This is a genomic window from Kitasatospora sp. NPDC056783, from assembly GCF_042789895.1.
Lineage (GTDB): Bacteria > Actinomycetota > Actinomycetes > Streptomycetales > Streptomycetaceae > Kitasatospora.
Genome location: NZ_JBHUAF010000009.1, coordinates 18,462 through 43,765 on the forward strand (window position 1 = coordinate 18,462; position 25,304 = coordinate 43,765).

The window sequence follows — 25,304 nt, forward strand, 5'->3', positions numbered from 1 at the left end:
CGGGCGCGGTGGCATAGGGTCGGGCGGGTGGACCGCAAAGACTTCTCCAACCCGGCGTTCGTCGGCAAGAGCATCCCGAATCCCGGCTTCTCCGACGACGACGGCACCGCCGACCAGGCGCTCACCGAGGCCCTCGCCCGCTGGTCGCGGGACCGCGCGGCCGAGCCCGAGGTGCTGGCGGCGCTGACCCCGACCCGGCTGATGGTCCCGATCGTCGCGATCCTCGGCGAGGTCGAGGTGGACGTGAACGGGCACCGCCACGAGAAGACCAGCGACATGGCCGTCCCGGTGCTGGAGGCCCCGGACGGGCGCCGCGCGCTGCCGGCCTTCACGTCGCTGGAGTCGCTCGCCCGCTGGCGCGCCGACGCCCGCCCGGCGCCGACGGCGGCCCCGCAGGCCGCGATGGTCGCCTTCTCGGAGCGCGCCGACACCCTGTTGATCGACCCGGCCGGGCCGGTGCCGTTCCAGCTGAGCGGTGCCCGGCTGCGGGCGCTCGCGGAGAACCGCCCGTTCCTGCCGCCGGCCCGGGACCCGGAGGTGCGCGAGGCGGTGCGCGGGCTGCTGGCGGCCGAGCCGCAGGTGGTCACCGGGCTGCTGGAGGCCTCGGAGGGTTCGGACGGGGTGCTCGCGGTGGTGTTCGACCCGGCGCTGGACCAGGCGGGGCTCCAGGAGGCCGCGCAGCGGGTCGGGCGGGCGGTGGCCGGCGATCCGGTGCTGCGGGTGCGGCTGGACCGGGGGCTGGACCTCGCGGTGCTGCCGGCCGGCGCGGCGCTGCCGGGGGAGCCGCTCTACCGGCGGTGAGGGGCGGAGGACGGAGGAGCGGCGCAGGTGTGCCGCTCCTCCGTGTCGGGCCTCAGGAGTAGACGGGCCCGGTGAACTTCTCGCCCGGGCCCGCGCCCGGGGCGTCCGGCACGACGGAGGCCTCACGGAAGGCGAGCTGGAGCGAGCGCAGCCCGTCGCGCAGCGGCGCGGCGTGGAAGTTGCTGATCTCCGGGGCGCCGGCGGTGACCAGTCCGGCCAGCGCGGTGATGAGCTTGCGGGCCTCGTCCAGGTCCTTGTCCTCGTCGCCGCCCTCGGCGAGACCGCACTTGACGGCGGCGGCACTCATCAGGTGCACCGCGACGGTGGTGATCACCTCGACGGCCGGGACCTCGGCGATGTCGCGGGTGAGGTCGTCGAAGCCGATCGCGTCGTCGTCCGCGCCGGGGTTCTGGGTGGGCTCGCTGCTCAAGGGGGGCTCGTTCCATCGTGTCGTGTGGGTACACGTGGAGCGTACAAGGGGCCCCACGCCGGGGCGGAATAGCGTTCGACCCCCCGACGCTGTAAGCTTCGAGACTGACCGGCCGGGCTCCCGTATGGGCACTCGGCCAGCAAGTGGAGGCTCCACTGAGGAGGCCCGAGAGGGCAACCGCGAAAGTCTCCCACCCGAGCGGCCTCGCGGTCGACGGGTCCCGGTCCGCGACGGGCGCCACTGGCGCCGAGTCGCCGCAGCGCCCCTCACCGGGCGCAGCCCCCGGTTGTGTGGAGCCCCGCTTGTACCGAGCGGGGCTTTTTTCGTGTGGCGGTGTACGTACCGGACAGCGCAGCACGAATGAAGCCCCGCCCAGTGGTCGAGTCCACTACGTGCGACCGCCGTCCGACGGCCGCATCGCAGAAGGTGCAACCGAGGAGGCCCCATCAGCACCGAGCCCCGCATCAACGACCGGATTCGCGTCCCCGAGGTGCGACTCGTCGGTCCCAGCGGCGAGCAGGTCGGCATCGTGCCGCTTGCCAAGGCGCTGGAGCTCGCGCAGGAGTACGACCTCGACCTGGTCGAGGTCGCGGCGACCGCCCGGCCGCCGGTGTGCAAGCTCATGGACTACGGCAAGTTCAAGTACGAGTCGGCCATGAAGGCCCGTGAGGCGCGCAAGAACCAGGCGCACACGGTCATCAAGGAGATGAAGCTCCGGCCGAAGATCGACCCGCACGACTATGACACCAAGAAGGGTCACGTCGTCCGGTTCCTCAAGCAGGGCGACAAGGTCAAGATCACGATCATGTTCCGTGGTCGCGAGCAGTCCCGCCCCGAGCTGGGCTTCCGTCTGCTCCAGCGGCTCGCCGACGACGTCCAGGACCTGGGCTTCGTCGAGTCGTCGCCCAAGCAGGACGGCCGCAACATGATCATGGTCCTTGGTCCGCACAAGAAGAAGACCGAGGCGATGGCCGAGGCCCGCGCCCTCGCGGACGCCCGCAAGGCCGAGCGTCAGGGCCGCACCGCCGGCTCCGACGCCCTTGCGGAGGACGAGCTCGAGGACGTCGTGACCGAGGACATCGAGACCGAGGTCGAGGACGTCGTGACCGAGGCGCAGGACGCCCCGGCCGAGGCGCCGGCCGTCGAGGCCGACGCTCCGGTCGAGCAGCCGGCCGCCTCCCAGGGCGCCTGAGCCCTCACCGGCCAGGAGGCCCGGGAGACCGGCCCACAGGGTGACGGGGCGACCCGCCCGGTCACCGCAGATCCATCCAGTTCGCGCCCGCGTGGCAGCAGCCGCGCGGGCGTGGACGGGACCGACGAGGAGATACGGCGAAATGCCGAAGCAGAAGACGCACAGTGGCGCCAGCAAGCGCTTCAAGATCAGTGGCTCTGGCAAGGTGCTGCGCGAGCGCGCCGGCCGTCGCCACCTCCTGGAGCACAAGCCCTCGACGCTGACCCGCAAGCTGGCCGGGACGGTCGAGCTGGCCCCCGCTGACGCCAAGAAGATCAAGAAGCTTCTCGGCAAGTGATCGCCCTCCCGCCCGGCGCGAGCCGCGTGCGGGGCAGCTGATCCTTCCCGACCCATTCGAATGACGGACCACGTGAAGTAGTCCGTGGTCCAACCCAAGGAGTAATCAAGTGGCACGCGTCAAGCGGGCAGTCAACGCCCACAAGAAGCGCCGGGTCATCCTGGAGCGCGCCAGCGGCTACCGGGGCCAGCGCTCGCGCCTGTACCGCAAGGCCAAGGAGCAGGTCACCCACTCGCTGGTCTACAACTTCAACGACCGCAAGAAGCGCAAGGGCGACTTCCGTCAGCTGTGGATCCAGCGCATCAACGCTGCGGCCCGTGCCAACGGCATCACCTACAACCGCTTCGTGCAGGGCCTGAAGGCCGCCAGCGTCGAGATCGACCGCAAGATGCTGGCCGACCTGGCCGTCAACGACCCGGGTGCGTTCGCCTCCCTGGTCGAGGTCGCCCAGAAGGCGCTGCCGGCCGACGTGAACGCCCCCAAGGCCGCCGCGGACGCCGCCTGATCTTCCGAGATCGGTTGAGCTCTGACCGGACCCGCAGGCTCTCCTGCGGGTCCGGTTCTGCTTTTACCCCCTCCTCCAGCGCCTCCAGAGATCGAGACCATGCCGAGCACCGAGACCCCCCTGCTGACCTCCCTGCGCTCGCCGCGCGTCGTCGCCGCCCGCCGGCTGGCCAAGCGCAACCAGCGCACCAAGGAGCGCCGCTTCCTGGCCGAGGGCCCGCAGGCCGTCCGGGAGGCCATCGCCTTCGGCAGGCTGCCGGGCACCGGTGAGCACGCCGTGGTCGAGGTCTACGCGACGCAGGAGGCCGCCGAGCGGCACGCCGGGATCGTCGAGGCGGCCCGGGCCGAGGGGCTGTCCGTGCTGACCGCCACCGACGAGGTGATCGCGGACATCTGCGACACCGTGACCCCGCAGGGGATCGTGGCGCTCTGCCGCTTCATCGACACCCCGTTCGCCGAGGTGCTCAAGGCCCGCCCCAAGCTGGTCGCGGTCCTCGCCCACGTGCGCGACCCCGGGAACGCCGGGACCGTGCTGCGCACCGCCGACGCGGCCGGCGCGGACGCCGTGGTGCTGACCGACGCGTCGGTGGACCTCTACAACCCCAAGGCCGTCCGAGCCTCCGTGGGCAGCCTGTTCCACCTGCCGGTGGCGGTCGGCGTGCCGGTCGAGGAGGCCGTCGGCAAGCTGCGCGAGGCCGGGGTCCGGGTGCTCGCCGCGGACGGTGCGGGGGAGCGCGACCTGGACCGGGAACTGGACGAGGGCACCCTGGGCGCGCCCGGCGCGTGGGTGTTCGGCAACGAGGCCTGGGGGCTCCCGGAGGAGACCCGGGCGCTGACCGACGAGGTCGTGCGCGTCCCGATCCACGGCCACGCCGAGAGCCTCAACCTGGCCACCGCGGCGGCCGTCTGCCTGTACGCCTCGGCCCGCGCCCAGCGCTCGCCGGGCGGCTGCCGTTCGAACGCCTGATCCCTCCCCGGGGGCGCACCGGGATCACCCCTTGCAAGCCCTACTGCGGGCGCCTGGGAGGCGCTAGGGTCTGCCTCTGTGGGGGGAACGGCACGGTGGGTAATCGGGGAGGCAACCCATGGTCGGCAGCGGACCCGAGCTCGACCCGGACGACCTGCCGGACGGGCTGGTGGTCGCCGACGCGCTGGGCCGGGTGGTCTGCTTCAACCGGGCCGCGGCCCGGCTCACCGGCGTGCTCCCGCAGGCCGCGCTCGGCAGCGCGGTGGAGGACGTCCTCCCGTTGGAGGACCTGGACGGCCGCCGCTGGTGGCAGCTGACCGACCCGTACGGCGGCCTGGCCATCCGCACCCGCCAGCCGGAGCGCAACCTGCTGCTGCCCGGCGGGCGCGAGGTGCTGGTCTCCGCCATGTACGTGCGCGCCGTGCCGGGCGGGCCGCTGGAGCGCCTGGTGATCGCCCTGCGCGGCACCGAGGCCCGGCGCCGCACCGAGCGCAGCCACGCCGAGCTGATCGCCACCGTGGCGCACGAGCTGCGCTCCCCGCTGACCAGCGTCAAGGGGTTCACGGCGACGCTGCTGGCCAAGTGGGAGCGGTTCACCGACGGGCAGAAGCGGCTGATGCTGGAGACGGTGGACGCCGACGCCGACCGGGTCACCCGGCTGATCGCCGAACTGCTGGACATCTCCCGGATCGACGCCGGCCGGCTGGAACTGCGCAAGCAGGTGATCGACCTGACCGCGGCGGTGCGCCGGCACGTCGAGCGCAAGGTCGCGACCGGCATCCCCGAGGAGCGCTTCGACATCCGGATCGGCGAGCCGCTGACCGTGCTGTGGGCCGACCCGGACAAGGTCGACCAGGTGCTGGCCAACCTGCTGGAAAACGCGGTGCGGCACGGCGAGGGAACTGTCACGATCGAGGTGGCACCGGCCAAGGAGATCGTCGAGGCACCCGTCTGGGAGCGCTCCGGCACTCCTCCCCGCATCGTGGAAGGCACAGCGGTCACCGTGAGCGATGAAGGCAGCGGCATCCCCGAGGACTCGATGCCGCGCGTCTTCACCCGCTTCTGGCGCGGCTCCAAGCGTGGCGGCACCGGCCTCGGCCTCTACATCGTCAAGGGCATCGTGGAGGCCCACGGCGGCTCGATCCGCGTCGACCGCGCACCCGGCGGTGGCGCCCGGTTCCGGTTCATCCTGCCCGCCGGGGTGCCCGACTTCATGCTCTAGGGGCGCTCCGCGGGGAAGCGGCGCCGAGCGGCGCGACACGCTGCGACTACACTCGACCTTCGGCGATGGCCCAAAGACCTTGAGCACGGACGAGCAGGAGCACGGGAAAGATAGAGATGTCGGCACCCAACAAGTCGTACGACCCGGTCGAGGTCGAGGCCCTCAAGCCCGAGGTGGTGGAGCAGGCGCGCGACGAGGCGATCGCCGCCTTCGCCGCCGCCGGCTCCCTGGACGAGCTGAAGCAGGCCAAGGTCGCCCACACCGGCGACCGCTCCGCGCTCTCGCTCGCCAACCGCGAGATCGGCGCCCTGCCCCCGCACGCCAAGGCGGCCGCCGGAAAGCTGATCGGCCAGGCCCGCGGGGCCGTCAACCAGGCCCTCGCGAAGCGGCAGGCCGAGCTGGAGGCGGAGCGGGACGCCCGCGTGCTGGTCGAGGAGGCGGTGGACGTCACGCTGCCGTACGACCGCGCTCCGCGTGGCGCCCGGCACCCGCTGACCACCATGGCCGAGCGCATCGAGGACACCTTCGTCGCGATGGGCTACCAGGTCGCCGAGGGCCCCGAGGTCGAGGCCGAGTGGCTCAACTTCGACGCCCTCAACCTGGGCCCGGACCACCCGGCCCGCTCGATGCAGGACACCTTCTTCGTCCAGGCCCCGGACGGCTCCGCCGACTCCGGCGTGGTGCTGCGCACCCAGACCTCCCCGGTCCAGGCCCGCACCATGCTCGACCGCGAGCCCCCCATCTACGTGGTCTGCCCCGGCCGGGTCTACCGGACCGACGAGCTGGACGCCACCCACACCCCGGTCTTCCGCCAGGTCGAGGGTCTCGCGGTGGACGAGGGCATCACCTTCGCCGACCTCAAGGGCACCATCGAGGTGCTGGTCGAGAAGCTGATCGGCGGCGGCCTGGAGCTGCGCTGGCGCCCGTCGTACTTCCCGTTCACCGAGCCGAGCGCGGAGATCGACCTCCAGTGCTTCGTGTGCCGCGGCGAGAGCGTCGGCAACCCGGACCGGCCGTGCCGCACCTGCTCCTCCGAGGGCTGGATCGAGCTCGGCGGCTGCGGCGTGGTCAACCCGCGGGTGCTGGTCGCCTGCGGTGTCGACCCCAACCGCTACAGCGGGTTCGCCTTCGGCCTGGGCCTGGAGCGAATCCTGATGAATCGTCACAACGTCGCTGACATGCGCGACATGGTCGAGGGTGACGTCCGCTTCACCCTCCCGTTCGGGATGGAGATCTGATGCGCGTCCCGCTTTCCTGGCTGCGCGAGTACGTCGACCTGCCGGCCGGCGAGACCGGTCGCGACGTCGCGGAGCGCCTGGTCCGGGCCGGCCTGGAGGTCGAGACCGTCGAGCAGCTCGGCGCGGACTTCAAGGGCCCGCTGGTGGTCGGCGAGGTGCTCTCCATCGAGGAGCTGGCCGGCTTCAAGAAGCCGATCCGGCACTGCTTCGTCAACGTCGGCGACGCCAACGGCACCGGTGAGCCGCAGGAGATCGTCTGCGGTGCGACCAACTTCGCCGTCGGCGACAAGGTCGTCGTCGTGCTCCCGGGCGCCGTGCTGCCCGGCCCGTTCCCGATCGCGGCCCGCAAGACCTACGGCCACACCTCGGCCGGCATGATCTGCTCCGCCCGCGAGCTGGGCATGGGCGACGACCATAACGGCATCATCGTGCTCCCGCCGGAGTACGAGGCCGGCACCGACGCCATCGAGCTGCTCCAGCTCGTCGACGAGGTGCTCGACATCGCCGTCACCCCGGACCGCGGCTACTGCCTGTCCATGCGCGGTGTGGCCCGCGAGGCCGCCGCCGCGTACGGGCTGCCGCTGGCCGACCCGGCGCTGCTCGACGTGCCGCCGGCGAACTCCTTCGGCTACCTGGTGAAGGTCAACGACCCGACCGCCTGCGACCGCTTCGTCGCCCGTACGGTCATCGGCCTCGACCCGACCGCCAAGTCGCCGATCTGGCTCCAGCGCCGGCTCCAGAAGTCGGGCATCCGCCCGATCTCGCTGACCGTCGACATCACCAACTACGTGATGCTGGAGGTCGGCCAGCCGCTGCACGCCTACGACAAGCAGCGCGTGGACGGCCCGATCTCGGTCCGCCGGGCGGAGCAGGGCGAGACCCTCACCACCCTGGACGGCGTCGAGCGCGAGCTCTCCGCCGAGGACCTGCTGATCTGCGACAACAGCGGCCCGATCGGCCTGGCCGGCGTGATGGGCGGCGCCTCCACCGAGATCCTCGACCCGGCCGCCGGTCCGGGCACCACCGAGGTGATCATCGAGGCGGCGCACTTCGAGGCGGTCACCATCGCCCGCACCGCCAAGCGGCACAAGCTGCCCTCCGAGGCGTCCAAGCGCTTCGAGCGCGGCGTCGACCCGGAGGCCTCCCGCGCCGCCGCGCAGCGCGCCGTCGACCTGCTGGTCCTGATCGCCGGCGGCACCGCCGAGGCCGGGGTCACCGACATCGCCGCGCCGCACCCGCTGCGCACCATCACCATCGCCGCCGACCTGCCCGACCGGGTGGCCGGCACGGTGTACGGCCGCGAGAGCGTCACCCGGCGCCTCCAGGAGATCGGCTGCTCGGTCTCCGGCGCCGACGTCCTGGAGGTCACCCCGCCGACCTGGCGTCCCGACCTCACCGACCCGTACGACCTCGCCGAGGAGGTCATCCGGCTGGAGGGCTACGACAACGTCCCCGCCCGGATGCCCAACGTGCCCCCGGGCAAGGGCCTGACCGAGGACCAGCGGGTGAACCGCCGGATCGGCGTCGCGCTGGCCGGGGCCGGCTACGTCGAGGTCAACAACTACCCGTTCCTCGGCGAGGCGGCCTTCGAGGCGCTCGGCCTGGAGTCGGACGACCGGCGCCGCCGCACGGTGAAGCTGGTCAACCCGCTGAACGACGAGGAGCCGGCGCTGCGCACCACGCTGCTGCCGGGCCTGCTCGGCGCGCTGCGCCGCAACGTCGGCCGGGGCAACACCGACCTGGCGGTCTTCGAGACCGGCACCGTCTTCCTGCCCAAGGACGAGCTGAGCGTCGCTCCGCGTCCGGCCGTCGACCACCGCCCCAGCAACGAGGAACTGGCCGCGCTGGACGCCGCGCTGCCGGAGCAGCCGCGCCGGATCGCCGTCGCCCTCGCGGGCGAGCGGCTGCCGTCGGGCTGGTGGGGCAAGGGCGCCCAGGCCTTCTGGGCGGACGCCGTCGAGGCGGCCCGCACGGTGGCCCGCGCGGCCGGCATCGAGCTGACCGTCCGCCAGGGCCAGCTGGCTCCCTGGCACCCGGGCCGCTGTGCCGAACTGCTGGTGGCCGGCACCGACCGGGTGGTCGGCCACGCCGGTGAGCTGCACCCGCGGGTGGTCAAGGCGCTCGGGCTGCCGGCCCGTACCGCCGCGATGGAGATCGACATCGACCTGCTCATCGCCGACGGCGCCGAGCGGGTCAGCGGCCCGACCGTCTCCGGTTTCCCGGTGGCGACCCAGGACGTCGCGCTGATCGTCGACACCGCCGTCCCGGCCGCCGAGGTCGAGGCCGCGCTGCGCTCCGGCGCGGGTGAACTGCTGGAGGCCATCCGGCTGTTCGACGTGTTCACCGGCGAGCAGGTCGGCGAGGGCAAGAAGTCGCTGGCGTACGCGCTGCGCTTCCGCGCGGTCGACCGCACGCTGACCGCCGACGAGGCCACCGCGGCCCGCGAGGCGGCCGTCGCCGAGGCCGTCGCCCGCACCGGCGCGGTGCTGCGCGGCGCCTGACCCGGCAGCGCCTGAAGGAGGGCCCTGCCCCGGACCACGAGTCCGGGGCGGGGCCCTTTCCGTTTCCCTGGTTCGACGGCGCCCCGGTGTGCCGGTGGCCCGGTTCGAGGGCGCCCCGGTTCGACGGCGCCCTGCCTGCCGGTGGCCCGGTTTGACGAAGCCTCAGTTCATCGATTATCTCTTTACCTATGGAAGTAGATAAAGAAGCGGACCAGCCCTCCCCGATCGAGTTCCGGCTGGACCCGGCCTCGGGTGTCCCGACCTACCTCCAGCTCGTCCAGCAGGTCGAACAGGCGCTGCGGATGGGCTGGTTGACCGAGGGGGACCGGCTGCCCCGGGTGCGCGAGGTGGTGGCCGGGCTGGCGATCAACCCGAACACCGTCCTCAAGGCGTACCGGGAGCTGGAGCACCGCGGCCTCGCGGCCGGCCGCCGGGGCCAGGGCACCTTCGTCCGCGGCCTGCCCGCCGGGGTGGTGCCGCTGCGCGAACGGGCCGCGCTGCGGCGCGGGTTGCTGGACTGGATGCGCTCGGCGCGGACCGCCGGGCTGGACGAGGAGGGGATGACGGCGGTGTTCGAGGACGCGCTGCGCGACCTGCGCGAGGGCCGGGACGGGGTGGTGGCCTGATGGCCGCGGACACGGTGATCGACTGCGCCGGGCTCGGCAAGCGCTACCGCCGCTCCTGGGCGCTGCGGGACTGCCGGCTCGCCGTCCCGGCCGGACACGTGGTGGCCCTGGTCGGCCCGAACGGCGCCGGCAAGACCACGCTGCTCAGCCTGGCCGCCGGGCTGGCCCTGCCGAGCGAGGGTGCGCTGACCGTCCTCGGCGGCCAACCGCCCGGCTCTCCGCGTGCGTTGGACCGGATCGGCTTCGTCGCCCAGAACGCCGCGCTCTACCCCGGCCTGCCGGTGCGCGACCTGCTGGCGATGGGCCGCCACCTCAACCGCCGCTGGGACGAGGCCCGGGCCCTCGCCCACCTGGAAGGGCTCGGCATCCCGCTGGAGCGCAGGTACGGCCGCCTCTCCGGCGGTCAGCAGGCCCAGGTCTCGCTCGCCCTGGCCCTTGCCAAGCGGCCCGAACTGCTCTTGCTGGACGAGCCGTTGGCGGCCCTCGATCCTCTCGCCCGGCACGACTTCATGGCCGTGCTGCTGACCGCGGTGGCCGAGGACGGGGTGTCGGTGGTGTTCTCCTCGCACGCCGTCAACGAACTGGAGCAGAGCTGCGACTACCTGGTGGTGCTCGGCGGCGGCCGGGTCCAGGTGGCCGGCGAGGTGGACGACCTGCTGGCCGGCCACCGGATGCTCACCGGCCCGACCGCCGAGGCCGACCGGGTCGCCGGGCAGCTGCCGGTGGTCCGCGACCGCCGGGCCGGCGTCCAGTCCCACCTCCTGGTCCGCACCGGTGGCGCGGACGCCCCGGTCTCCGGCTCCTGGCGCCAACAGCGCGTCGGGCTCACCGAGTTGGTGCTCTCCTACCTGCGCCAGCCGGCCGCCTCCGCGCTCCCCGGCCCGCGCGGCGCCGTCCCCCCGAACGAGAAGGTGGCACTGCCGTGAGTTCGCTGTCCCTCGCCCCGCCCCGCTCCGCCGTGCTGCGGGCGGCCGGGCTGCGCCACCGGCCGACGCTGGTCACCCTGTTCCTGGTGATGGGCGCCGTCTCGCTGGCGCTGCTGGTGCACGGCTGGTACCTGCGCGCGGGCCTGGAGCGCTCGGGCGCCACCTCCTGCGATCCGGCCGCGGATGCCTGCCTGGAGCGGTACAAGCGGTTCCTGCGCGAGTACGGCACCTCGATGGAGGCCCTCGACATGGTGCTCCACGTGCTCGGCGCCGGCTTCGGCGCGTTCGTCGGCGGGCCGCTGCTGGCGCGGGAGTTCGAGCACGGGACGGTCCGCTTCGTCTGGACCCAGGGGGCCGGCCGGTCCCGCTGGACGGTCGGCTCGCTGGTCGTGGCGGGCGGGGCGCTGGCGGTCGTCGCCGCGCTGTTCGGTCTGCTGCTGCGCTGGTGGAGCGCCCCGCTGGCACTGATGAACGGGCGGTTCAGTCCGGACCTCTTCGAACAGACCTGGCCGGTGATGGTCGGCCGGGTGGTGCTGACCTTCGGTGTGGCCGCGCTGGCCGGCGCGGTGCTGCGCCGCACGGTGGCGGCGGTCGGCATCGGCCTGGGCGTCTCGGTCGCGCTGCCCTTCCTCGCGGAGTCCTTCCGGTTCCACTACCGGCAGCCGCTGGAGGAGCCGGTGCACTCGATGCGGGCGATGGCGCTGGACGGGCGCTGGCTGGGGGAGGTCTGGTACTCCGATCCGGCCGGGAACCGGATCTCCACGGACGCGTTCTACGAGCACGGCGACTTCGAGCAGCTCCAGGCGCTGGTCAGGGACGGCGGCTACACCGCCCACCAGGTGTACCAGCCGGCGGACCGGTTCTGGCCGTTCGAGTTCGTCGAGTTCGGCTGGATGACGGCGCTGGGCGTCGCCGCCTGCGCGGCGGCGGTCTGGTGGGTGCGCCGCCGGGCGTACTGACCAGGTGCTTCACCGATCGCTTGAAGAGGTTCTGTCAAAACCCTTGCGGGAGTGCGGCCGAGGGCGTTTCCTTCTTCTTGTTAGGAAAGTTTCCTAACCCATCGAGGAATCGGAGCTCCCATGCGCCCTCAGCCCCGTCGTGCCCTCCGCATCGCCCTCGCCGCCGCCCTGGTGGCCGCGCCGCTGACCGTCGCGGCCACCTCGGCGGCCCAGGCCGCCCCGTCGCCGGCCGGTGCCGTCCGGCTCCAGGCGGTCGGGCTGGACGACCCGCACAAGAAGGACATCGCGATGCAGCTGGTGTCCAGCGCGGAGAACTCGTCGCTGGACTGGAAGGCCCAGTACAAGTACATCGAGGACATCAAGGACGGCCGGGGCTACACCGCCGGCATCATCGGCTTCTGTTCCGGCACCGGTGACATGCTGGAGCTGATCCAGCACTACACCGACCTCAAGCCCGGCAACATCCTGGCCAAGTACCTGCCGGCCCTGAAGAAGGTCAACGGCACCGAGTCGCACGCCGGCCTCGGCTCCGCGTTCGAGAAGGACTGGGCCACCGCCGCCGCCGACACCGTCTTCCAGCAGGCCCAGAACGACGAGCGCGACCGGGTGTACTTCAACCCCGCCGTCAACCAGGCCAAGGGCGACGGCCTGCGCGCGCTCGGCCAGTTCGCCTACTACGACGCCATCGTCATGCACGGCCCGGGCACCAGCTCGGACAGCTTCGGCGGCATCCGCGCCGCGGCGATGAAGAAGGCCAAGACCCCCGCGCAGGGCGGCGACGAGGCCACCTACCTCAAGGCCTTCCTGGACGCCCGCAAGGTGGTCATGAAGAAGGAGCAGGCCCACTCCGACACCAGCCGGGTCGACACCGAGCAGCTGGTCTTCCTCAACGCCAAGAACTTCGACCTCAACCCGCCGCTGAAGTGGAAGGTCTACGGCGACAGCTACGCCATCAACAGCTGACGCACCATCAGGCCGCGGGGCCCGGCAGCCGGTTCGCAGCCGCCGGGCCCCGCCGTTCCGGTTCCGCCGCGGGCGTCAGGCGCTCGCGGTGTAGTCGTAGAAGCCGCGGCCGGACTTGCGGCCCAGCAGGCCCGCGTCGACCATCCGGGAGAGCAGCGGGGGAGCGGCGTACAGCGGCTCCTTGTACTCGTCGTACATCGACTCGGCGATCGAGACGATGGTGTCCAGGCCGATCAGGTCGCACAGCCGCAGCGGTCCCATCGGGTGGGCGCAGCCGGCCTCCATGCCCTTGTCGATGTCGGAGGCGGTGGCCACGCCCGACTCGAACATCCGCACCGCGGACAGCAGGTACGGCACCAGCAGCGCGTTCACCACGAAGCCGGCCCGGTCGCGGGCGCGGATCGGCTCCTTGGCGAGCACCTGGGAGGCGAAGGCCTCGACCCGCTCGGTGGTGGTCGCCGAGGTGGTCAGGGTCGGGATGACCTCGACCAGCTTCTGCACCGGCGCCGGGTTGAAGAAGTGCAGGCCGATCACCTGCTCCGGGCGGCTGGTGGCGGCGGCCAGCTTCACGATCGGGATCGAGGAGGTGTTGGAGGCCAGGATCGCGTCGCGGCGCTCGACCACCCGGTCCAGGGTCTCGAAGATCTTGACCTTGATGTCCTCGCGCTCGGCGACGGCCTCGACCACCAGGTCACGGTCGGCGAAGTCGGACAGCTCCACGGTGAAGGACAGCCGGGCCAGCGCCTCGTCCCGCTCCTCGGGGGTCAGCTTGCCCCGCTTGACCGCCGTGTCCAGGGAGTTGGTCAGCCGGGTGCGGCCGAACTCCAGCGCCTCACCGCTGGCCTCCGACACCAGGACGTCCAGCCCGGCCCGGGCGAAGACCTCGGCGATGCCCGACCCCATCAGGCCGCAGCCGATCACTCCGACGCGCGCGATGTCACTCACTCAGTTGCCCTTCGGTGGTGCTGGGGGTCGCCCAGCTACTGGTGGCCCAGCGAGCTGCTGGTCAATGGGCCGGTGTACCGGAATGGGTGCACCGGACACCGTCCCGACGACGTTACTACTCCGTACTGGCCAGTAGGTCACCCCCTCCCCGGCGGGGTGACGGTGCTCGGGGCTCGCCCGAACGAGTGAGGCGGAGGCCTCGGCCCGTGTGCCCGGGGCCGGTCCCGCCCGGCGGCGGACAGAATGCCGCAGACGGGCCGGGGCGGACCGCGGACAGGGCCGGGGGCGCGAAGGGAGCACAGGGTGTCGACGGGATCGCTCGCGGGACAGGCCGCCCTGATCACCGGCGCCGGCCGGGGCATCGGCCGGGAGATCGCCATCGGCCTGGCCGCCGAGGGGATGGCCGTCGGACTGGTCGGCCGCACCCACGAGACGCTGACCGACACCCTCAAGGAGTGCGCCAGGCACGGCTCCCGGGGCGTCGCCGTCACCGCCGACGTCACCCGCCCCGGTTCGGTGCGCGAGGCGGTCCGGGTGGTCGAGCGCGACCTCGGGCCGATCGACCTGCTGGTCAACAACGCCGGCCTGGTCGACCGCGCCGAGGTGCCGCTCTGGGAGACCGACGCCAACCAGTGGTGGCAGGTGATCGAGACCAACCTGCGCGGCCCCTACAACCTGCTGCGCTGCGTGCTGCCCGGCATGGTCGCCCGCAAGCGCGGCCGGGTGGTCAACCTCAACTCCGGCTTCGCGCTGCGCCCGGACGGCAACTACACGGCGTACGCCACGTCCAAGGGCGCGCTGCTCCAGCTCTCCGACAACATGGCGGACTCGCTGGCCCGCAACGGCATCGTCGTGCTGGACATCAGCCCGGGCGCGGTGGCCACCGACATGACCGCGGGGATGCCGATGTTCCGGGAGACCACGGCCTGGGGGTCCATCCCGTACATGGTCGCCGTCACCGTGGACGCCGCCCGCGGCCGCTTCGACGGGCTGCACGGGCGGTTCATCCACGCGGGCCGGGACGACCTGGAGGAGCTGGTCAACCGGGCCGACGCGATCCGCGCGGCGGACGCCCGGACGCTGCGGCTGCGCCCGTACAAGGACGACGACCCGATGGTCTGATCACCCGGTCGGGCGCGGCGGGCCGGCTGACCCCGAGAGCCCCCGGGCCGGACAGGACACCTAGGCGCAGAGCTGGCTGGCGGTCACCGGCTTGAGTCCCGCCTTGGCCAGGCCGTCCAGGATGGCGGGCAGCGCGTCCACCGTGCACTGGTGGCCCATGTGCAGCGCCACCACCGAGCCGCCGCGCACCGAGTTCAGCACCCGGCGCTGCAACTCGGCGGCCGAGGGGTCGTTGTAGTCGCGCGGGTCGACGTCGAAGGACAGCACGTGCTCGTACCCGACCGCCTTGGCCTGCTCGCGCACCATCGGGGTGGCGTACTGGGCGGCGGAGGGCCGGAACCAGCGGCCGATCGAGCCGGTGAGCCGCTGCAGGCGCTCCGCGCACTGGGCGATCTCGGCGCGGGCCTGGTCCGGCGTCATGGCGGAGATGTTGAGGTGGTTCTGGGTGTGGTTGCCCAGCTCGTGCCCGCCGTCCAGGATCCGCCGGGCCATCTGCGGCTGCTGGTCGAGCCAGCTGCCGACGACCATCACGGTCAGCTTGGCGCCGCGCTGCTCGGCGGCCTCCAGCAGGGCGGTGGCCAGCTTCGGGTCCCCGCTGCCGTGGACGGTGAGCGCCACGTTCTTGCCGGTCCGCGGCCCGTACGCGACCTCGGCCGGGGTGCCGGGCGCGAGCGGCGGCAGCGGGGGCGGGGTCGGCGGCGCGGTGGGCTGGGCGGCGGCCGGCTCCCCGCCGGGCTGGGGCTCCTCCGGGGCGGCGGGCGCCGCGGAGGCCGGGCCCTCGCCGCCGCTCCAGGCCGGGTCGGTGGTGTGCTGGGGGTCCACCGTGCCGGGGTGCGCGGCGAACGCCCCCGGGTCGGCCCGGCGGGGCGTGCCGGTGCCGCACGCGGCGAGCAGGCCGCTGCTGGCGGCGAGGGCGGCGAGTCGGGCGGTGGCGCGCAGCACGGTGCGGCGGTCGGCAGTCATCGGCAGCCAGCATAGAGAGGACGGTCCCGGCGGGCGATCCGGGCCGGGCATCCGCCCGCCTTGACGTGCACACACTCCGTCACCGGAGTGTTGCGTGAACCTGAACTTCCGCTGTTTCGCCGGTGTGTCCTTGGATACGATCGCCGCGCACCGAGAGTCGACCGGCTCATCGCCGTACTCATCCGGAATTGCGCACAGGGGGCGGACAGGATGTACGAGGACAGCGCGGCCGGAGGCCGGACCGCGGACGTGGACTGGGCCTGGGCCAGAGCCGACGACTGGCAGCCTCCGGGCGAACTGGACACCGGCGTCCCGCACACCGCCCGGATGTACGACTACTACCTCGGCGGCAAGGACAACTTCGAGGCCGACCGCAGGGCCGCCCGGGCCGCGATAGCCGCCTACCCGGCGCTGCCGCTGGTGGCCCGCACCAACCGGCAGTTCCTCGGCCGCGCCGTCGAGTACGTGGCGAGCCGGGGCGTGCGCCAGTTCCTCGACATCGGCACCGGCATCCCGGCCGTCGGCTCCACCAACGAGGTCGCCCAGCGGGTCGCCCCGGACGCCCGGGTGGTGTACGTGGACAACGACCCGATCGTGGCCTCCCACGCCCGCGCCTTGCTGGGGAGCCACCCCGCCGGGCACACCTCGGTGATCGAGGCCGACCTGCGCGACCCGGCCGCGATCCTCTCCCACCCCGCGCTGGCCGGAGCCGTCGACTTCGGCGAGCCGGTCGCGCTGATGCTGGTCGCCGTCCTCCACTTCATCCGCGACGAGGACGGCGCGCGGCGGATCGTCCGCACCCTGCGCGACGCGCTGGCCCCGGGCAGCGCGCTGATCCTCTCCCACGGAAGCCCCGACTTCGCCTCCCGCGAGAGCACCGCCGAGGGCACCCGCATCTACCGGGGCGCCAGCGCCCCGCTCGTCCTGCGCTCCCGGGCCGGCGTCGAACCCTTCTTCGGCGACTGGGAGTTCGTCGGCCCCGGGCTCGTCCAGCTCCCGCTCTGGCGCCCCACCGCGGGCCACGTCCGGACCGCCGAGCTGCCCGAGGGCTGGCAGGACGTCTCGGCGTACGCCGGCGTCGCCTTCAAGAGCTGAGACCCCGGCCGGTCCCGGCGCCCCCCTCCGGCGCCGGGACCGGACCTCGGATCCTACGGAACCCCACTGACAACCCCTCACCGCGGCGGCTACCCTGCGGCGTGACCGCCACCCTGCCGCCGCTGCCCCCCGACGCCGCCGAACTGCTGGCGGCCCTGGACGCCCCGCCCCGACTCGTCGCCCACCTCGCGCTGGTCCACGAGGTGGCCGAGCTGATCGCGGAGTTCTGCGCCGGCGAGGGCCTGGTCTTCGACCGCGCGGCCGTCCGGTACGGCGCCGCCACCCATGACATCGGCAAGACCGTCCACCCCGAGGAGCTGTCCGGGCCCGGTTCCCGGCACGAGGCGGCGGGACACGCCCTGCTGCTCTCGCGCGGCGTCCCCGAGCACCTCGCCCGCTTCGCCCGCAGCCACGCGAGCTGGGACGAGCCCGGCACCACCGTCGAGGAACTGCTGGTCAGCCTCGCCGACAAGGCCTGGAAGAACAAACGGGTCCGGGACCTGGAGGATCGGGTGGTCGACCGCCTGGCCGCCGCCGGCGGACGGGAGCGCTGGGAGGCCTTCCTCGCCCTGGACGACCTGCTAACCGCCATCGGCGAGGACGCCCCGCGGCGGCTCGCCGTCCAGGCCGCCCATCCGCTCCGCCAGCGGGCCGCGCACCCGGTGCGCAACGGCCGGCGCGCCCGGTCCGTACCGGGAGAAACCGGCGCGACACGGCGGCCGGGCCGGTGCTAGCTTCCGCGCATGGAACCCCTGAGTGAGAACGAGATCCGCGCGTCCTTCGTCAACTGCTCCAAGGGCGAGGCCCGTCGGCTCAACCTGCCCCGGGGGCTGGCCGAACTCCCGTGGGAGAACCTGGACTTCCTCGGCTGGCGGGACCAGGGCGCACCCGACCGGGCGTACCTGGTGGCGCCGCACGGGGGCGAGCTGGTCGGCGTGACGCTGCGCTCGGCGATGGTCCGGCGCAGCCTGACCAAGACCAACGTGTGCTCGCTGTGCATCACCGCGCACGCCGGGTCGGGCGTCGCGCTGCTGGCCGCCCGCCGGGCCGGGGCCGCCGGGCGCGAGGGCAACACGGTCGGCACGTACATCTGCGCCGACCTGGCCTGTTCGCTCTACGTGCGCGGGCTGAAGAAGTCCACCCTGGTCACCCGGCCGAACGAGTCGCTGCCGGTGGAGGTGCAGGTCGAGCGGACGGTGGGCAACCTCGACGAGTTCCTCGCCAAGGTGCTCACCGACACCCTCGGCTGACCGCGCTCAGTGCGGCCCGCGCAGCTGGTCCAGCTCGCGGCGGTCCCGCTTGGTCGGCCGCCCGGTCCCGCGGTCGCGCAGCCCGGCCGCCGCGACGAACTCGCGCGGCGGCCGCGGCGGGCTGTTGTCGACCAGGCACTCAGCGGCCGCCACGGCGCCGACCCGCTTGCGGATCAGCTGCCGCACCACCACGACCCGCTCGTACTCCTCCTCGCGGACCCGGACCTCGTCCCCGGGCTTCAGCGCCTGCGCGGGCTTGACCCGCTCGCCGTTCACCCGGACGTGCCCGGCGCGGCAGGCGGCCGCCGCCAGCGCCCGCGTCTTGACCAGCCGGACCGACCAGATCCAGCTGTCCACCCGCACGCTTCCCTCGTGTTCAGCCATTCCCGGAGCCTACCGAAACGGCGAACGGCGCCTCCTGCACCGCCCAGCCGTTGCCGTCCGGGTCGTTGAAGAACACGAAGTTGTTCCACGCCTCGCCGTGCCCGTCCACCCGGCCCCCGGCCACGAAGTGCTGCACGGGGCTGACCTGCACGCCCCGCGCGGCCAGTTCGGCGTGCGCCTTCTCGATGTCCGGCACCACCAGCTGGAGTCCCTTGACCGACCCGGGCGGGGCGTCGATGACGCCCGTGCCGACCACGATCGAGCACCGCGAGCCGGGCGGCGTCAGCTGGACGACGCGGATCCCGTCCCTCAGCCGGGTGTCGTGGTCGACGGTGAACCCGGCCTGCTCCTCGTAGAAGAGCTTCGCGCGGTCCACGTCCGACACCGGGACCACCACGACTTCGAGTTTCCACTCCATCGCCCTCACCCCTCTCGGCCGGGCCCTTCCAGTATCCGTCCGTAATCGCCGCCGAGAGCCGTCCGATAGCCTGAGAACACGATGAATCCCCAGACCACGCCCGCCGCGACCCCGCCGGACACCTCCTTCGCCACCCCGTGGGGCACCTTCGAGCTCACCCGTTACCCCGCCGACCCGCGCGAGCGGCTACGGGCCTGGGACGCCGCCGACGAGTACCTGCTGCGGCACCTCGCGGGGGAGACGGACAGCGCGGCCGGCACCGCGACGGAGCTGGCCGGCCGTACGGTGGCCGTCCTCGGTGACCGCTGGGGCGCGCTGACCACCGCGCTCGCCGGGCACCGGCCGATCCAGATCACCGACTCCCACCTCGGCCGGCAGGCCACCACGGCCAACCTGGCCCGGGCCGGCGCCGAGGTCGACGAGGACCGGCTGCGCACCACCCGGGACGCCCCGCCGGAGCGGATCGACGTGCTGCTGGTGCGCATCCCCAAGAGCCTGGCCCTGCTGGAGGACCAGTTGCACCGGCTGGCCCCGGCCCTCCACGCCGGCACCGTGGTGGTCGGCACCGGCATGGTCACCGAGATCCACACCTCCACCCTCCAGCTGTTCGAGCGGATCCTCGGCCCGACCCGCACCTCGCTGGCCGTCCGCAAGGCCCGGCTGGTCTTCTGCACCCCCGACCCGGCGCTCGCCCCCGGCCCCAACCCGTGGCCGCACCGCTACGCGCTGCCGTCGGACATCGGCGCCGTCTCCGGCCGGACGGTGGTCAACCACGCGGGCACCTTCTGCGCGGACCGGCTCGACATCGGCACCCGCTTCTTCCTGGCCCACCTGCCCACGCCCGCCCCCGGCGCCCGGGTGGTGGACCTCGGCTGCGGCAACGGCGTGGTCGGGACGGCCGCCGCGCTGGCCGGGCCCGGCGCGGAGCTGCTGTTCGTGGACGAGTCGCACCAGGCGGTGGCCTCGGCGGAGGAGACCTTCCGCATCAACCTGGGCCCGGACGCCCCGGCCGAGTTCCTGACCGCCGACGCCCTGGCCGAGGACGTGGTCGCCCCCGGCTCGGTGGACCTGGTGCTCAACAACCCGCCGTTCCACTCCCACCAGGCGACCACCGACGCCACCGCCCGGCGGATGTTCACCGGGGCCAAGCGGGCGCTGCGGCCCGGCGGGGAGCTCTGGGTGGTCGGCAACCGCCACCTCGGTTACCACGTCACGCTGCGCCGGCTCTTCGGCAACTGCCGGCTGGTCGCGGGGAATCCGAAGTTCGTGGTGCTGCGGGCCGTCAAGCGCTGACCGGGCCGCCCCGCCCCCGGCCGCCGCCGGGCCGCCCCGCCCCCCGGTCCCCTCCGGGTCACCTCGCCCCCGCCGGGTCGCCCCCGCGCCGGCGGGGGCCGACGCGAAACTCCTTGCATGAATTTTCTACCGCGCGTATATTCATGCCAAGACTAGGGAGGAACGCCATGGCATTGCGAGTCGCCGTCGCCGGCGCGAGCGGATACGCGGGCGGCGAGGTGCTGCGCCTGCTGCTCGGCCACCCGGAGGTGGAGATCGGGGCGCTGACCGGCGGCTCGAACGCGGGTATCAGGCTGGGCGTGCTCCAGCCGCACCTCCGCCCGCTCGCCGACCGCGTCCTGGAGCCCACCACCCCCGAGGTGCTGGCCGACCACGACGTGGTGTTCCTGGCGCTGCCGCACGGCCAGTCCGCCGCCGTCGCCGAGGAGCTCGGCCCGAACGTCCTGGTGGTCGACTGCGGCGCCGACTTCCGGCTCAAGGCCGCCACCGACTGGGAGCAGTTCTACGGCTCCGCGCACGCCGGCACCTGGCCCTACGGTCTGCCCGAACTCCCCGGCCACCGCGACGCGTTGAAGGGCAGCAACCGGATCGCCGTCCCGGGCTGCTACCCGACCGCCGTGTCCCTGGCGCTGTTCCCCGCCTACGCCGCGCAACTCGCCGAGCCGGAGGCCGTGGTGGTCGCCGCCTCCGGCACCTCCGGCGCCGGCAAGGCGGCCAAGCCGCACCTGCTGGGCAGCGAGGTGATGGGCAGCGTCAGCCCGTACGGCGTCGGCGGTGTCCACCGGCACACCCCGGAGATGGCGCAGAACCTCACCCCGCTCGCGGGCGAGGCCGTCACCGTCTCCTTCACCCCCACCCTCGTCCCGATGCCGCGCGGCATCCTCGCCACCTGCTCGGCCAAGGCCAAGCCCGGGGTGACGGCCCAGAGCCTGCGCGCCGCCTACACCGAGGCGTTCGCGGACGAGCCCTTCGTCCACCTGCTGCCCGAGGGGCAGTGGCCGCAGACCAGCAGCGTCTACGGCGCCAACACCGCCCTGGTCCAGGTCGCCCTGGACGCCACCGCCGGGCGGATCATCGCGATCAGCGCGATCGACAACCTGGTCAAGGGCACCGCCGGCGGCGCGGTGCAGAGCATGAACATCGCCCTGGGCCTGCCCGAGGAACTCGGCCTGCCCGTGAACGGAGTCGCACCGTGAGCCAGAGCAGCAACGTCGGCGTGACCGCCGCCAAGGGCTTCCGCGCCGCCGGGGTGACGGCGGGCCTCAAGGCCTCCGGCAACCCCGACCTGGCCCTGGTGGTCAACGACGGCCCCTCGCTCGCCGCGGCCGGCGTCTTCACCGCCAACCGGGTCAAGGCCGCACCCGTGATCTGGTCCGAGCAGGTGCTCAAGGGCGGGCAGGTCTCCGCCGTCGTCCTCAACTCCGGTGGCGCCAACGCCTGCACCGGCCCGCTCGGCTTCCAGGACACCCACGCCACCGCCGAGAAGGCCGCCGCCGAACTGGGCCTCAACGCGGGCGAGGTCGCCGTCGCCTCCACCGGCCTGATCGGCGTCCGGCTGCCGATGGACCTGCTGCTGCCCGGGGTCGAGCTGGCCGCGGGCGAGCTCAGCGGGACGGGCGGCGAGGCCGCCGCGATCGCCATCAAGACCACCGACACCGTGCACAAGACCGCCCAGTACACCAGCCCGGCCGGCTGGACGGTCGGCGGCATGGCCAAGGGCGCGGGCATGCTCGCCCCCAGCCTCGCCACCATGCTGGTCGTCCTCACCACCGACGCCGCCCTGGACGCCGCCGCCCTGGACACCGCGCTGCGCGGCGCCACCCGCACCACCTTCGACCGGATCGACTCCGACGGCTGCATGTCGACCAACGACACCGTGCTGCTGCTCGCCTCCGCCGCCTCCGGCGTCACCCCGGAGCAGGCCGAGTTCGCCGAGGCCGTCCGCACGGTCAGCGGCGACCTGGCCCGCCAGCTGATCGGCGACGCCGAGGGCGCGAGCAAGGAGATCCGGATCGACGTCACCGGTGCCGCCACCGAGGACGAGGCGGTCGAGGTCGCCCGGACGATCAGCCGCAACAACCTGCTCAAGTGCGCCATCCACGGCGAGGACCCCAACTGGGGCCGGGTGCTGGCCGCGATCGGCACCACCTCCGCCGCCTTCGACCCGAACGAGCTGGACGTCGCCATCAACGGTGTCTGGGTCTGCAAGTCCGGCGGCGTCGGTGAGGACCGCGACCTGGTGGACATGAAGGGCCGAGAGGTGGTCATCACCGCACACCTCAACGCCGGTACGGCGAGCGCCGCGCTGTGGACCAACGACCTGACGGCCGACTACGTTCACGAGAACAGCGCCTACTCCACCTGATCCGACAAGGACACCGGAACCGTGCAGATCGCACCCAAGGGCGAACAGGCCCGCAACAACACCGCGTTGCCCAAGGCCATGACGCTGATCGAGGCCCTGCCGTGGCTGGAGCGTTTCCACGGCAAGACCGTCGTGATCAAGTTCGGCGGCAACGCCATGGTGGACGACGAGCTCAAGTCCGCCTTCGCCCAGGACGTCGTCTTCCTGCGCTACGCCGGCCTGCACCCCGTCGTGGTGCACGGTGGCGGCCCCCAGATCAGCGCCCAACTCGACAAGCTGGGCCTGGAGTCCAGCTTCACCAACGGCCTGCGGGTGACCACCCCGGAGACCATGGACGTGGTCCGGATGGTGCTGGCCGGCCAGGTCCAGCGCGAGCTGGTCGGCCTGCTCAACGAGCACGGGCCGTTCGCGGTCGGCATGACCGGCGAGGACGCCCACACCATGACGGCGGTCAAGCGCTACGCGGTGGTGGACGGCGAGCAGGTCGACATCGGCCTGGTCGGCGACATCGTCAACATCGAGGCCGGTGCCGTGAAGGCGCTGATCTCCGACGGCCGCATCCCGGTCATCTCCTCGATCGCCCGCGGCACCGACGGCCACGTCTACAACATCAACGCCGACACCGCCGCCGCCGCCCTGGCGGTCGCGCTCGGCGCCGAGATGCTCGTCGTCCTCACCGACGTCGAGGGCCTCTACAAGGACTGGCCCAACTCCGACGACGTGATCAGCCAGCTCACCGCGAGCGAGCTGGAGAAGCTGCTGCCCGGCCTGGCCAGCGGCATGCTGCCCAAGATGGAGGGCTGCCTGCGCGCCGTCCGCTCCGGCGTGGGCACCGCCCGCGTGCTGGACGGCCGGGTCCCGCACAGCCTGTTGCTGGAGATCTTCACCGACGAGGGCATCGGCACGATGGTCGTGCCGGGCGACGAACCGACCGTGACCGGGGGACTGGCATGACCCGCAACGAGCAGCTCACCGAGCGCTGGCAGCACGCCTTCACCGACAACTACGGCACCCCCCGCATCCCGCTGGTGCGCGGCGAGGGCTGCAAGCTCTGGGACGCCGACGGCAAGGAGTACACCGACCTGCTCGGCGGCATCGCCGTCAACGCCCTCGGCACCGCCCACCCGGCGATCGTCGAGGCGGTCGGCAGGCAGATCGCCACCCTCGGCCACGTCTCCAACCTCTTCATGGCCGAGCCCACCGTCACGCTCGCCGAGCGGCTGCTGGCGCTGGACGGCCGTGAGGGCGGCCGGGTGTTCTTCTGCAACTCCGGCGCCGAGGCCAACGAGGCCGCCTTCAAGATCGGCCGGCGCACCGGCCGCACCCACGTGGTCGCCCTCCAGGGCGGCTTCCACGGCCGGACCATGGGCGCCCTGGCGCTCACCGGCCAGCCCGGCAAGCGCAACCCCTTCCTGCCGCTGCCCGGCGACGTCACCCACGTCCCGTTCGGCGACATCGAGGCGCTGCGCGCGGCCGTGACCACCGAGACCGCCGCGGTCTTCCTGGAGCCCGTCCAGGGCGAGAACGGCGCCGTCCCGCTGCCCGACGGCTACCTGAGGGAGGCCCGGGAGATCACCCGGGCCACCGGCACCCTGCTGGTCCTGGACGAGATCCAGACCGGCATCGGCCGCACCGGCCACTGGTTCGCCCACCAGGCGTACGAGGGCGTCGAGCCGGACGTCGTCACCCTCGCCAAGGCGCTCGGCGGCGGTCTGCCGATGGGCGCGGTGCTGGCCTTCGGCGAGGCGGCCGAGCTGCTCACCCCGGGCCAGCACGGCACCACCTTCGGCGGCAACCCGGTGGCCGCCGCGGCCGGCCTCGCGGTGCTGGACACCATCGAGTCCGAGGGCCTGCTGGACCACGTCCGCAAGATCGGCGACCGGCTGCGCACCGGCATCGAGGCGATCGGCGACCCGCTGGTCTCGCACGTGCGCGGCGCCGGTCTGCTGCTCGGCATCGTGCTCACCGAGCCGGTCTCGGAGAAGATCCAGGCCGCCGCCCAGGAGGCGGGCTTCCTGGTCAACGCCGCCGTCCCGGACGCCGTGCGGCTGGTCCCGCCGCTGGTGATCACCGAGCAGGAGGCGGACGCCTTCCTGGCGGCGCTGCCGGGCATCCTCCGGACGGTGCGCGAGGGCGCCCCGGCCGATGCGAGCTGACCGTCGTCCGGGAGAATGACCACATGACCGCATCCAACCCCGACGCATCCGCCACCGGCGCGACGCCGCAGGTCCCGCAGACCCGCACCGCGCGCCACCGGCGGATCGTGGACCTGCTCACCCGCCAGCCCGTACGTTCGCAGAGCCAGCTCGCCAAGCTGCTCGCCGACGACGGACTCGTGGTGACCCAGGCGACGCTCTCCCGGGACCTGGACGAGCTGGGCGCGGTCAAGATCCGCAACCGGGACGGCGCGCTGATCTACGCCGTCCCGGCGGAGGGGGGCGACCGCACGCCCCGGGCGCCGATGGGGGAGTCGGCCAGCGAGGGCCGGATGGCCCGGCTGGCGGGCGAGCTCATGGTCTCCGCGACGGCCTCCGGCAACCTGGTGGTGCTGCGCACCCCGCCGGGCGCCGCCCAGTTCCTGGCCTCGGCGATCGACCAGGCCGAGGTGTTCGAGATCATCGGCACCATCGCCGGCGACGACACCGTCCTGCTGATCAGCCGCGATCCGGCCGGCGGCCAGGCGCTCGCCGACCACCTCATGCAACTGGCCCAGGCCAAGGCGCAGTAGTCCGCTCTCCCACACGACCCCGGCCGACGGTGACCCGTCGGCCGGGGTTGTGTGTTTCATACGAAGTCATGCATA

27 protein-coding genes are annotated in these 25,304 nt (G+C 73.1%); 22 read left to right on the forward strand and 5 right to left on the reverse strand.

The window, feature by feature from the left end; all coding sequences use genetic code 11:
- Window positions 1-27 precede the first annotated feature (27 nt).
- The gene (locus tag ACFRMQ_RS03175) at window positions 28-801 is read left to right on the forward strand and encodes an SseB family protein (RefSeq protein WP_380726322.1); all 774 of its coding nucleotides are present in this window, start codon (window positions 28-30) and stop codon (window positions 799-801) included.
- Between the two features lie 52 nt (window positions 802-853).
- Here the strand turns inward: ACFRMQ_RS03175 and ACFRMQ_RS03180 are convergent, their stop codons facing one another.
- The gene (locus ACFRMQ_RS03180) at window positions 854-1,231 is read right to left on the reverse strand and encodes a DUF1844 domain-containing protein (RefSeq protein WP_380726324.1); all 378 of its coding nucleotides are present in this window, start codon (window positions 1,229-1,231) and stop codon (window positions 854-856) included.
- 445 nt (window positions 1,232-1,676) lie between these two features.
- Here ACFRMQ_RS03180 and infC point away from each other — a divergent pair, with 445 nt between their 5' ends.
- From infC to ACFRMQ_RS03235, 11 genes are all read left to right on the forward strand, one after another.
- Window positions 1,677-2,423 carry a translation initiation factor IF-3 gene (infC, locus tag ACFRMQ_RS03185; protein ID WP_380726386.1) on the forward strand — a complete coding sequence of 249 codons (747 nt, stop codon included), beginning with the start codon at window positions 1,677-1,679 and terminating at the stop codon, window positions 2,421-2,423.
- A 142-nt stretch (window positions 2,424-2,565) separates the two neighbouring features.
- Entirely contained in the window at window positions 2,566-2,760 is a 195-nt protein-coding gene (gene rpmI, locus ACFRMQ_RS03190) for a 50S ribosomal protein L35 (protein WP_030055648.1), read from the forward strand.
- Between the two features lie 109 nt (window positions 2,761-2,869).
- A complete protein-coding gene (gene rplT / locus ACFRMQ_RS03195; protein WP_030055649.1) occupies window positions 2,870-3,265 on the forward strand; it encodes a 50S ribosomal protein L20 in 396 nt (131 codons plus the stop codon).
- A 99-nt stretch (window positions 3,266-3,364) separates the two neighbouring features.
- Window positions 3,365-4,231, forward strand: a complete 867-nt coding sequence (locus tag ACFRMQ_RS03200) for a TrmH family RNA methyltransferase (protein WP_380726326.1) — start codon at window positions 3,365-3,367, stop codon at window positions 4,229-4,231.
- A 118-nt stretch (window positions 4,232-4,349) separates the two neighbouring features.
- The gene (locus tag ACFRMQ_RS03205) at window positions 4,350-5,453 is read left to right on the forward strand and encodes an ATP-binding protein (RefSeq protein WP_380726328.1); all 1,104 of its coding nucleotides are present in this window, start codon (window positions 4,350-4,352) and stop codon (window positions 5,451-5,453) included.
- A gap of 116 nt (window positions 5,454-5,569) precedes the next feature.
- Window positions 5,570-6,691, forward strand: coding sequence for a phenylalanine--tRNA ligase subunit alpha (pheS, locus tag ACFRMQ_RS03210; RefSeq protein WP_316520288.1), 1,122 nt, complete (start codon window positions 5,570-5,572; stop codon window positions 6,689-6,691).
- The gene (pheT, locus tag ACFRMQ_RS03215) at window positions 6,691-9,192 is read left to right on the forward strand and encodes a phenylalanine--tRNA ligase subunit beta (RefSeq protein WP_380726331.1); all 2,502 of its coding nucleotides are present in this window, start codon (window positions 6,691-6,693) and stop codon (window positions 9,190-9,192) included. Before pheS ends, pheT begins: the two co-directional genes overlap by 1 nt.
- Before the next feature lie 188 nt (window positions 9,193-9,380).
- Window positions 9,381-9,818, forward strand: a complete 438-nt coding sequence (locus ACFRMQ_RS03220; RefSeq protein ID WP_380726333.1) for a GntR family transcriptional regulator — start codon at window positions 9,381-9,383, stop codon at window positions 9,816-9,818.
- Complete coding sequence (locus tag ACFRMQ_RS03225; protein ID WP_380726335.1) at window positions 9,818-10,744, forward strand: ATP-binding cassette domain-containing protein; 927 nt, start codon at window positions 9,818-9,820, stop codon at window positions 10,742-10,744. The genes ACFRMQ_RS03220 and ACFRMQ_RS03225 overlap by 1 nt, the downstream gene beginning before the upstream one ends.
- The gene (locus ACFRMQ_RS03230) at window positions 10,741-11,703 is read left to right on the forward strand and encodes a hypothetical protein (protein ID WP_380726337.1); all 963 of its coding nucleotides are present in this window, start codon (window positions 10,741-10,743) and stop codon (window positions 11,701-11,703) included. The genes ACFRMQ_RS03225 and ACFRMQ_RS03230 overlap by 4 nt, the downstream gene beginning before the upstream one ends.
- Before the next feature lie 120 nt (window positions 11,704-11,823).
- Entirely contained in the window at window positions 11,824-12,666 is an 843-nt protein-coding gene (locus tag ACFRMQ_RS03235; RefSeq protein WP_380726339.1) for a chitosanase, read from the forward strand.
- 75 nt (window positions 12,667-12,741) lie between these two features.
- Here ACFRMQ_RS03235 and ACFRMQ_RS03240 read toward each other — a convergent pair whose 3' ends face one another.
- Entirely contained in the window at window positions 12,742-13,611 is an 870-nt protein-coding gene (locus ACFRMQ_RS03240; protein ID WP_380726341.1) for a 3-hydroxybutyryl-CoA dehydrogenase, read from the reverse strand.
- Window positions 13,612-13,914: 303 nt separating this feature from the next.
- Between ACFRMQ_RS03240 and ACFRMQ_RS03245 the strand changes: the two genes are divergently transcribed.
- Window positions 13,915-14,733, forward strand: coding sequence for an SDR family NAD(P)-dependent oxidoreductase (locus ACFRMQ_RS03245; protein WP_380726343.1), 819 nt, complete (start codon window positions 13,915-13,917; stop codon window positions 14,731-14,733).
- Between the two features lie 60 nt (window positions 14,734-14,793).
- Here the strand turns inward: ACFRMQ_RS03245 and ACFRMQ_RS03250 are convergent, their stop codons facing one another.
- Window positions 14,794-15,696: a polysaccharide deacetylase family protein gene (locus ACFRMQ_RS03250; protein WP_380726345.1), complete on the reverse strand. Its 903-nt coding sequence runs from the start codon at window positions 15,694-15,696 to the stop codon at window positions 14,794-14,796.
- Between the two features lie 210 nt (window positions 15,697-15,906).
- Between ACFRMQ_RS03250 and ACFRMQ_RS03255 the strand changes: the two genes are divergently transcribed.
- The 3 genes from ACFRMQ_RS03255 to ACFRMQ_RS03265 all read left to right on the forward strand — a co-directional run bounded on the left by ACFRMQ_RS03255 (window position 15,907) and on the right by ACFRMQ_RS03265 (window position 18,041).
- On the forward strand, window positions 15,907-16,791 hold the full coding sequence (locus tag ACFRMQ_RS03255) for an SAM-dependent methyltransferase (RefSeq protein ID WP_380726347.1): 885 nt from the start codon (window positions 15,907-15,909) through the stop codon (window positions 16,789-16,791).
- A gap of 101 nt (window positions 16,792-16,892) precedes the next feature.
- Window positions 16,893-17,525: an HD domain-containing protein gene (locus ACFRMQ_RS03260; RefSeq protein WP_380726349.1), complete on the forward strand. Its 633-nt coding sequence runs from the start codon at window positions 16,893-16,895 to the stop codon at window positions 17,523-17,525.
- A gap of 9 nt (window positions 17,526-17,534) precedes the next feature.
- Complete coding sequence (locus ACFRMQ_RS03265) at window positions 17,535-18,041, forward strand: FBP domain-containing protein (RefSeq protein WP_380726351.1); 507 nt, start codon at window positions 17,535-17,537, stop codon at window positions 18,039-18,041.
- A 6-nt stretch (window positions 18,042-18,047) separates the two neighbouring features.
- On the opposite strand, the gene ACFRMQ_RS03270 is transcribed toward ACFRMQ_RS03265, so the two are convergent.
- Window positions 18,048-18,425, reverse strand: a complete 378-nt coding sequence (locus ACFRMQ_RS03270) for an RNA-binding S4 domain-containing protein (protein WP_380726353.1) — start codon at window positions 18,423-18,425, stop codon at window positions 18,048-18,050.
- The gene (locus ACFRMQ_RS03275; RefSeq protein WP_380726355.1) at window positions 18,418-18,843 is read right to left on the reverse strand and encodes a VOC family protein; all 426 of its coding nucleotides are present in this window, start codon (window positions 18,841-18,843) and stop codon (window positions 18,418-18,420) included. Before ACFRMQ_RS03275 ends, ACFRMQ_RS03270 begins: the two co-directional genes overlap by 8 nt.
- A gap of 81 nt (window positions 18,844-18,924) precedes the next feature.
- On the opposite strand from ACFRMQ_RS03275, the gene ACFRMQ_RS03280 reads away from it, so the two are divergent.
- The 6 genes from ACFRMQ_RS03280 (at window position 18,925) to ACFRMQ_RS03305 (ending at window position 25,229) form a co-directional block, all read left to right on the forward strand.
- On the forward strand, window positions 18,925-20,136 hold the full coding sequence (locus ACFRMQ_RS03280; protein ID WP_380726357.1) for a methyltransferase: 1,212 nt from the start codon (window positions 18,925-18,927) through the stop codon (window positions 20,134-20,136).
- Between the two features lie 167 nt (window positions 20,137-20,303).
- Window positions 20,304-21,332: an N-acetyl-gamma-glutamyl-phosphate reductase gene (gene argC, locus ACFRMQ_RS03285; RefSeq protein WP_380726359.1), complete on the forward strand. Its 1,029-nt coding sequence runs from the start codon at window positions 20,304-20,306 to the stop codon at window positions 21,330-21,332.
- Window positions 21,329-22,501: a bifunctional glutamate N-acetyltransferase/amino-acid acetyltransferase ArgJ gene (gene argJ / locus ACFRMQ_RS03290; RefSeq protein ID WP_380726361.1), complete on the forward strand. Its 1,173-nt coding sequence runs from the start codon at window positions 21,329-21,331 to the stop codon at window positions 22,499-22,501. Before argC ends, argJ begins: the two co-directional genes overlap by 4 nt.
- A 78-nt stretch (window positions 22,502-22,579) precedes the next feature.
- Window positions 22,580-23,455 (forward strand): acetylglutamate kinase, encoded by an 876-nt coding sequence (gene argB / locus ACFRMQ_RS03295; protein ID WP_380726388.1) that lies wholly within the window; start codon window positions 22,580-22,582, stop codon window positions 23,453-23,455.
- Complete coding sequence (locus tag ACFRMQ_RS03300) at window positions 23,452-24,657, forward strand: acetylornithine transaminase (protein ID WP_380726363.1); 1,206 nt, start codon at window positions 23,452-23,454, stop codon at window positions 24,655-24,657. Before argB ends, ACFRMQ_RS03300 begins: the two co-directional genes overlap by 4 nt.
- 23 nt (window positions 24,658-24,680) lie before the next feature.
- Window positions 24,681-25,229 carry an arginine repressor gene (locus tag ACFRMQ_RS03305; RefSeq protein ID WP_380726365.1) on the forward strand — a complete coding sequence of 183 codons (549 nt, stop codon included), beginning with the start codon at window positions 24,681-24,683 and terminating at the stop codon, window positions 25,227-25,229.
- The last annotated feature ends 75 nt before the right edge of the window (window positions 25,230-25,304 follow it).

Bases quoted from the DNA above. Each gene is read 5' to 3' on its own strand.
- rpmI (WP_030055648.1), top strand. From the start codon at position 2,566: ATGCCGAAGCAGAAGACGCACAGTGGCGCCAGCAAGCGCTTCAAGATC.
- ACFRMQ_RS03200 (WP_380726326.1), top strand. From the start codon at position 3,365: ATGCCGAGCACCGAGACCCCCCTGCTGACCTCCCTGCGCTCGCCGCGC.
- ACFRMQ_RS03205 (WP_380726328.1), top strand. From the start codon at position 4,350: ATGGTCGGCAGCGGACCCGAGCTCGACCCGGACGACCTGCCGGACGGG.
- pheS (WP_316520288.1), top strand. From the start codon at position 5,570: ATGTCGGCACCCAACAAGTCGTACGACCCGGTCGAGGTCGAGGCCCTC.
- pheT (WP_380726331.1), top strand. From the start codon at position 6,691: ATGCGCGTCCCGCTTTCCTGGCTGCGCGAGTACGTCGACCTGCCGGCC.
- ACFRMQ_RS03220 (WP_380726333.1), top strand. From the start codon at position 9,381: ATGGAAGTAGATAAAGAAGCGGACCAGCCCTCCCCGATCGAGTTCCGG.
- ACFRMQ_RS03225 (WP_380726335.1), top strand. From the start codon at position 9,818: ATGGCCGCGGACACGGTGATCGACTGCGCCGGGCTCGGCAAGCGCTAC.
- ACFRMQ_RS03235 (WP_380726339.1), top strand. From the start codon at position 11,824: ATGCGCCCTCAGCCCCGTCGTGCCCTCCGCATCGCCCTCGCCGCCGCC.
- ACFRMQ_RS03250 (WP_380726345.1), bottom strand. From the start codon at position 15,696: ATGACTGCCGACCGCCGCACCGTGCTGCGCGCCACCGCCCGACTCGCC.
- ACFRMQ_RS03255 (WP_380726347.1), top strand. From the start codon at position 15,907: ATGTACGAGGACAGCGCGGCCGGAGGCCGGACCGCGGACGTGGACTGG.
- ACFRMQ_RS03265 (WP_380726351.1), top strand. From the start codon at position 17,535: ATGGAACCCCTGAGTGAGAACGAGATCCGCGCGTCCTTCGTCAACTGC.
- ACFRMQ_RS03270 (WP_380726353.1), bottom strand. From the start codon at position 18,425: ATGGCTGAACACGAGGGAAGCGTGCGGGTGGACAGCTGGATCTGGTCG.
- ACFRMQ_RS03275 (WP_380726355.1), bottom strand. From the start codon at position 18,843: ATGGAGTGGAAACTCGAAGTCGTGGTGGTCCCGGTGTCGGACGTGGAC.
- ACFRMQ_RS03280 (WP_380726357.1), top strand. From the start codon at position 18,925: ATGAATCCCCAGACCACGCCCGCCGCGACCCCGCCGGACACCTCCTTC.
- argC (WP_380726359.1), top strand. From the start codon at position 20,304: ATGGCATTGCGAGTCGCCGTCGCCGGCGCGAGCGGATACGCGGGCGGC.
- argB (WP_380726388.1), top strand. From the start codon at position 22,580: ATGACGCTGATCGAGGCCCTGCCGTGGCTGGAGCGTTTCCACGGCAAG.
- ACFRMQ_RS03300 (WP_380726363.1), top strand. From the start codon at position 23,452: ATGACCCGCAACGAGCAGCTCACCGAGCGCTGGCAGCACGCCTTCACC.
- ACFRMQ_RS03305 (WP_380726365.1), top strand. From the start codon at position 24,681: ATGACCGCATCCAACCCCGACGCATCCGCCACCGGCGCGACGCCGCAG.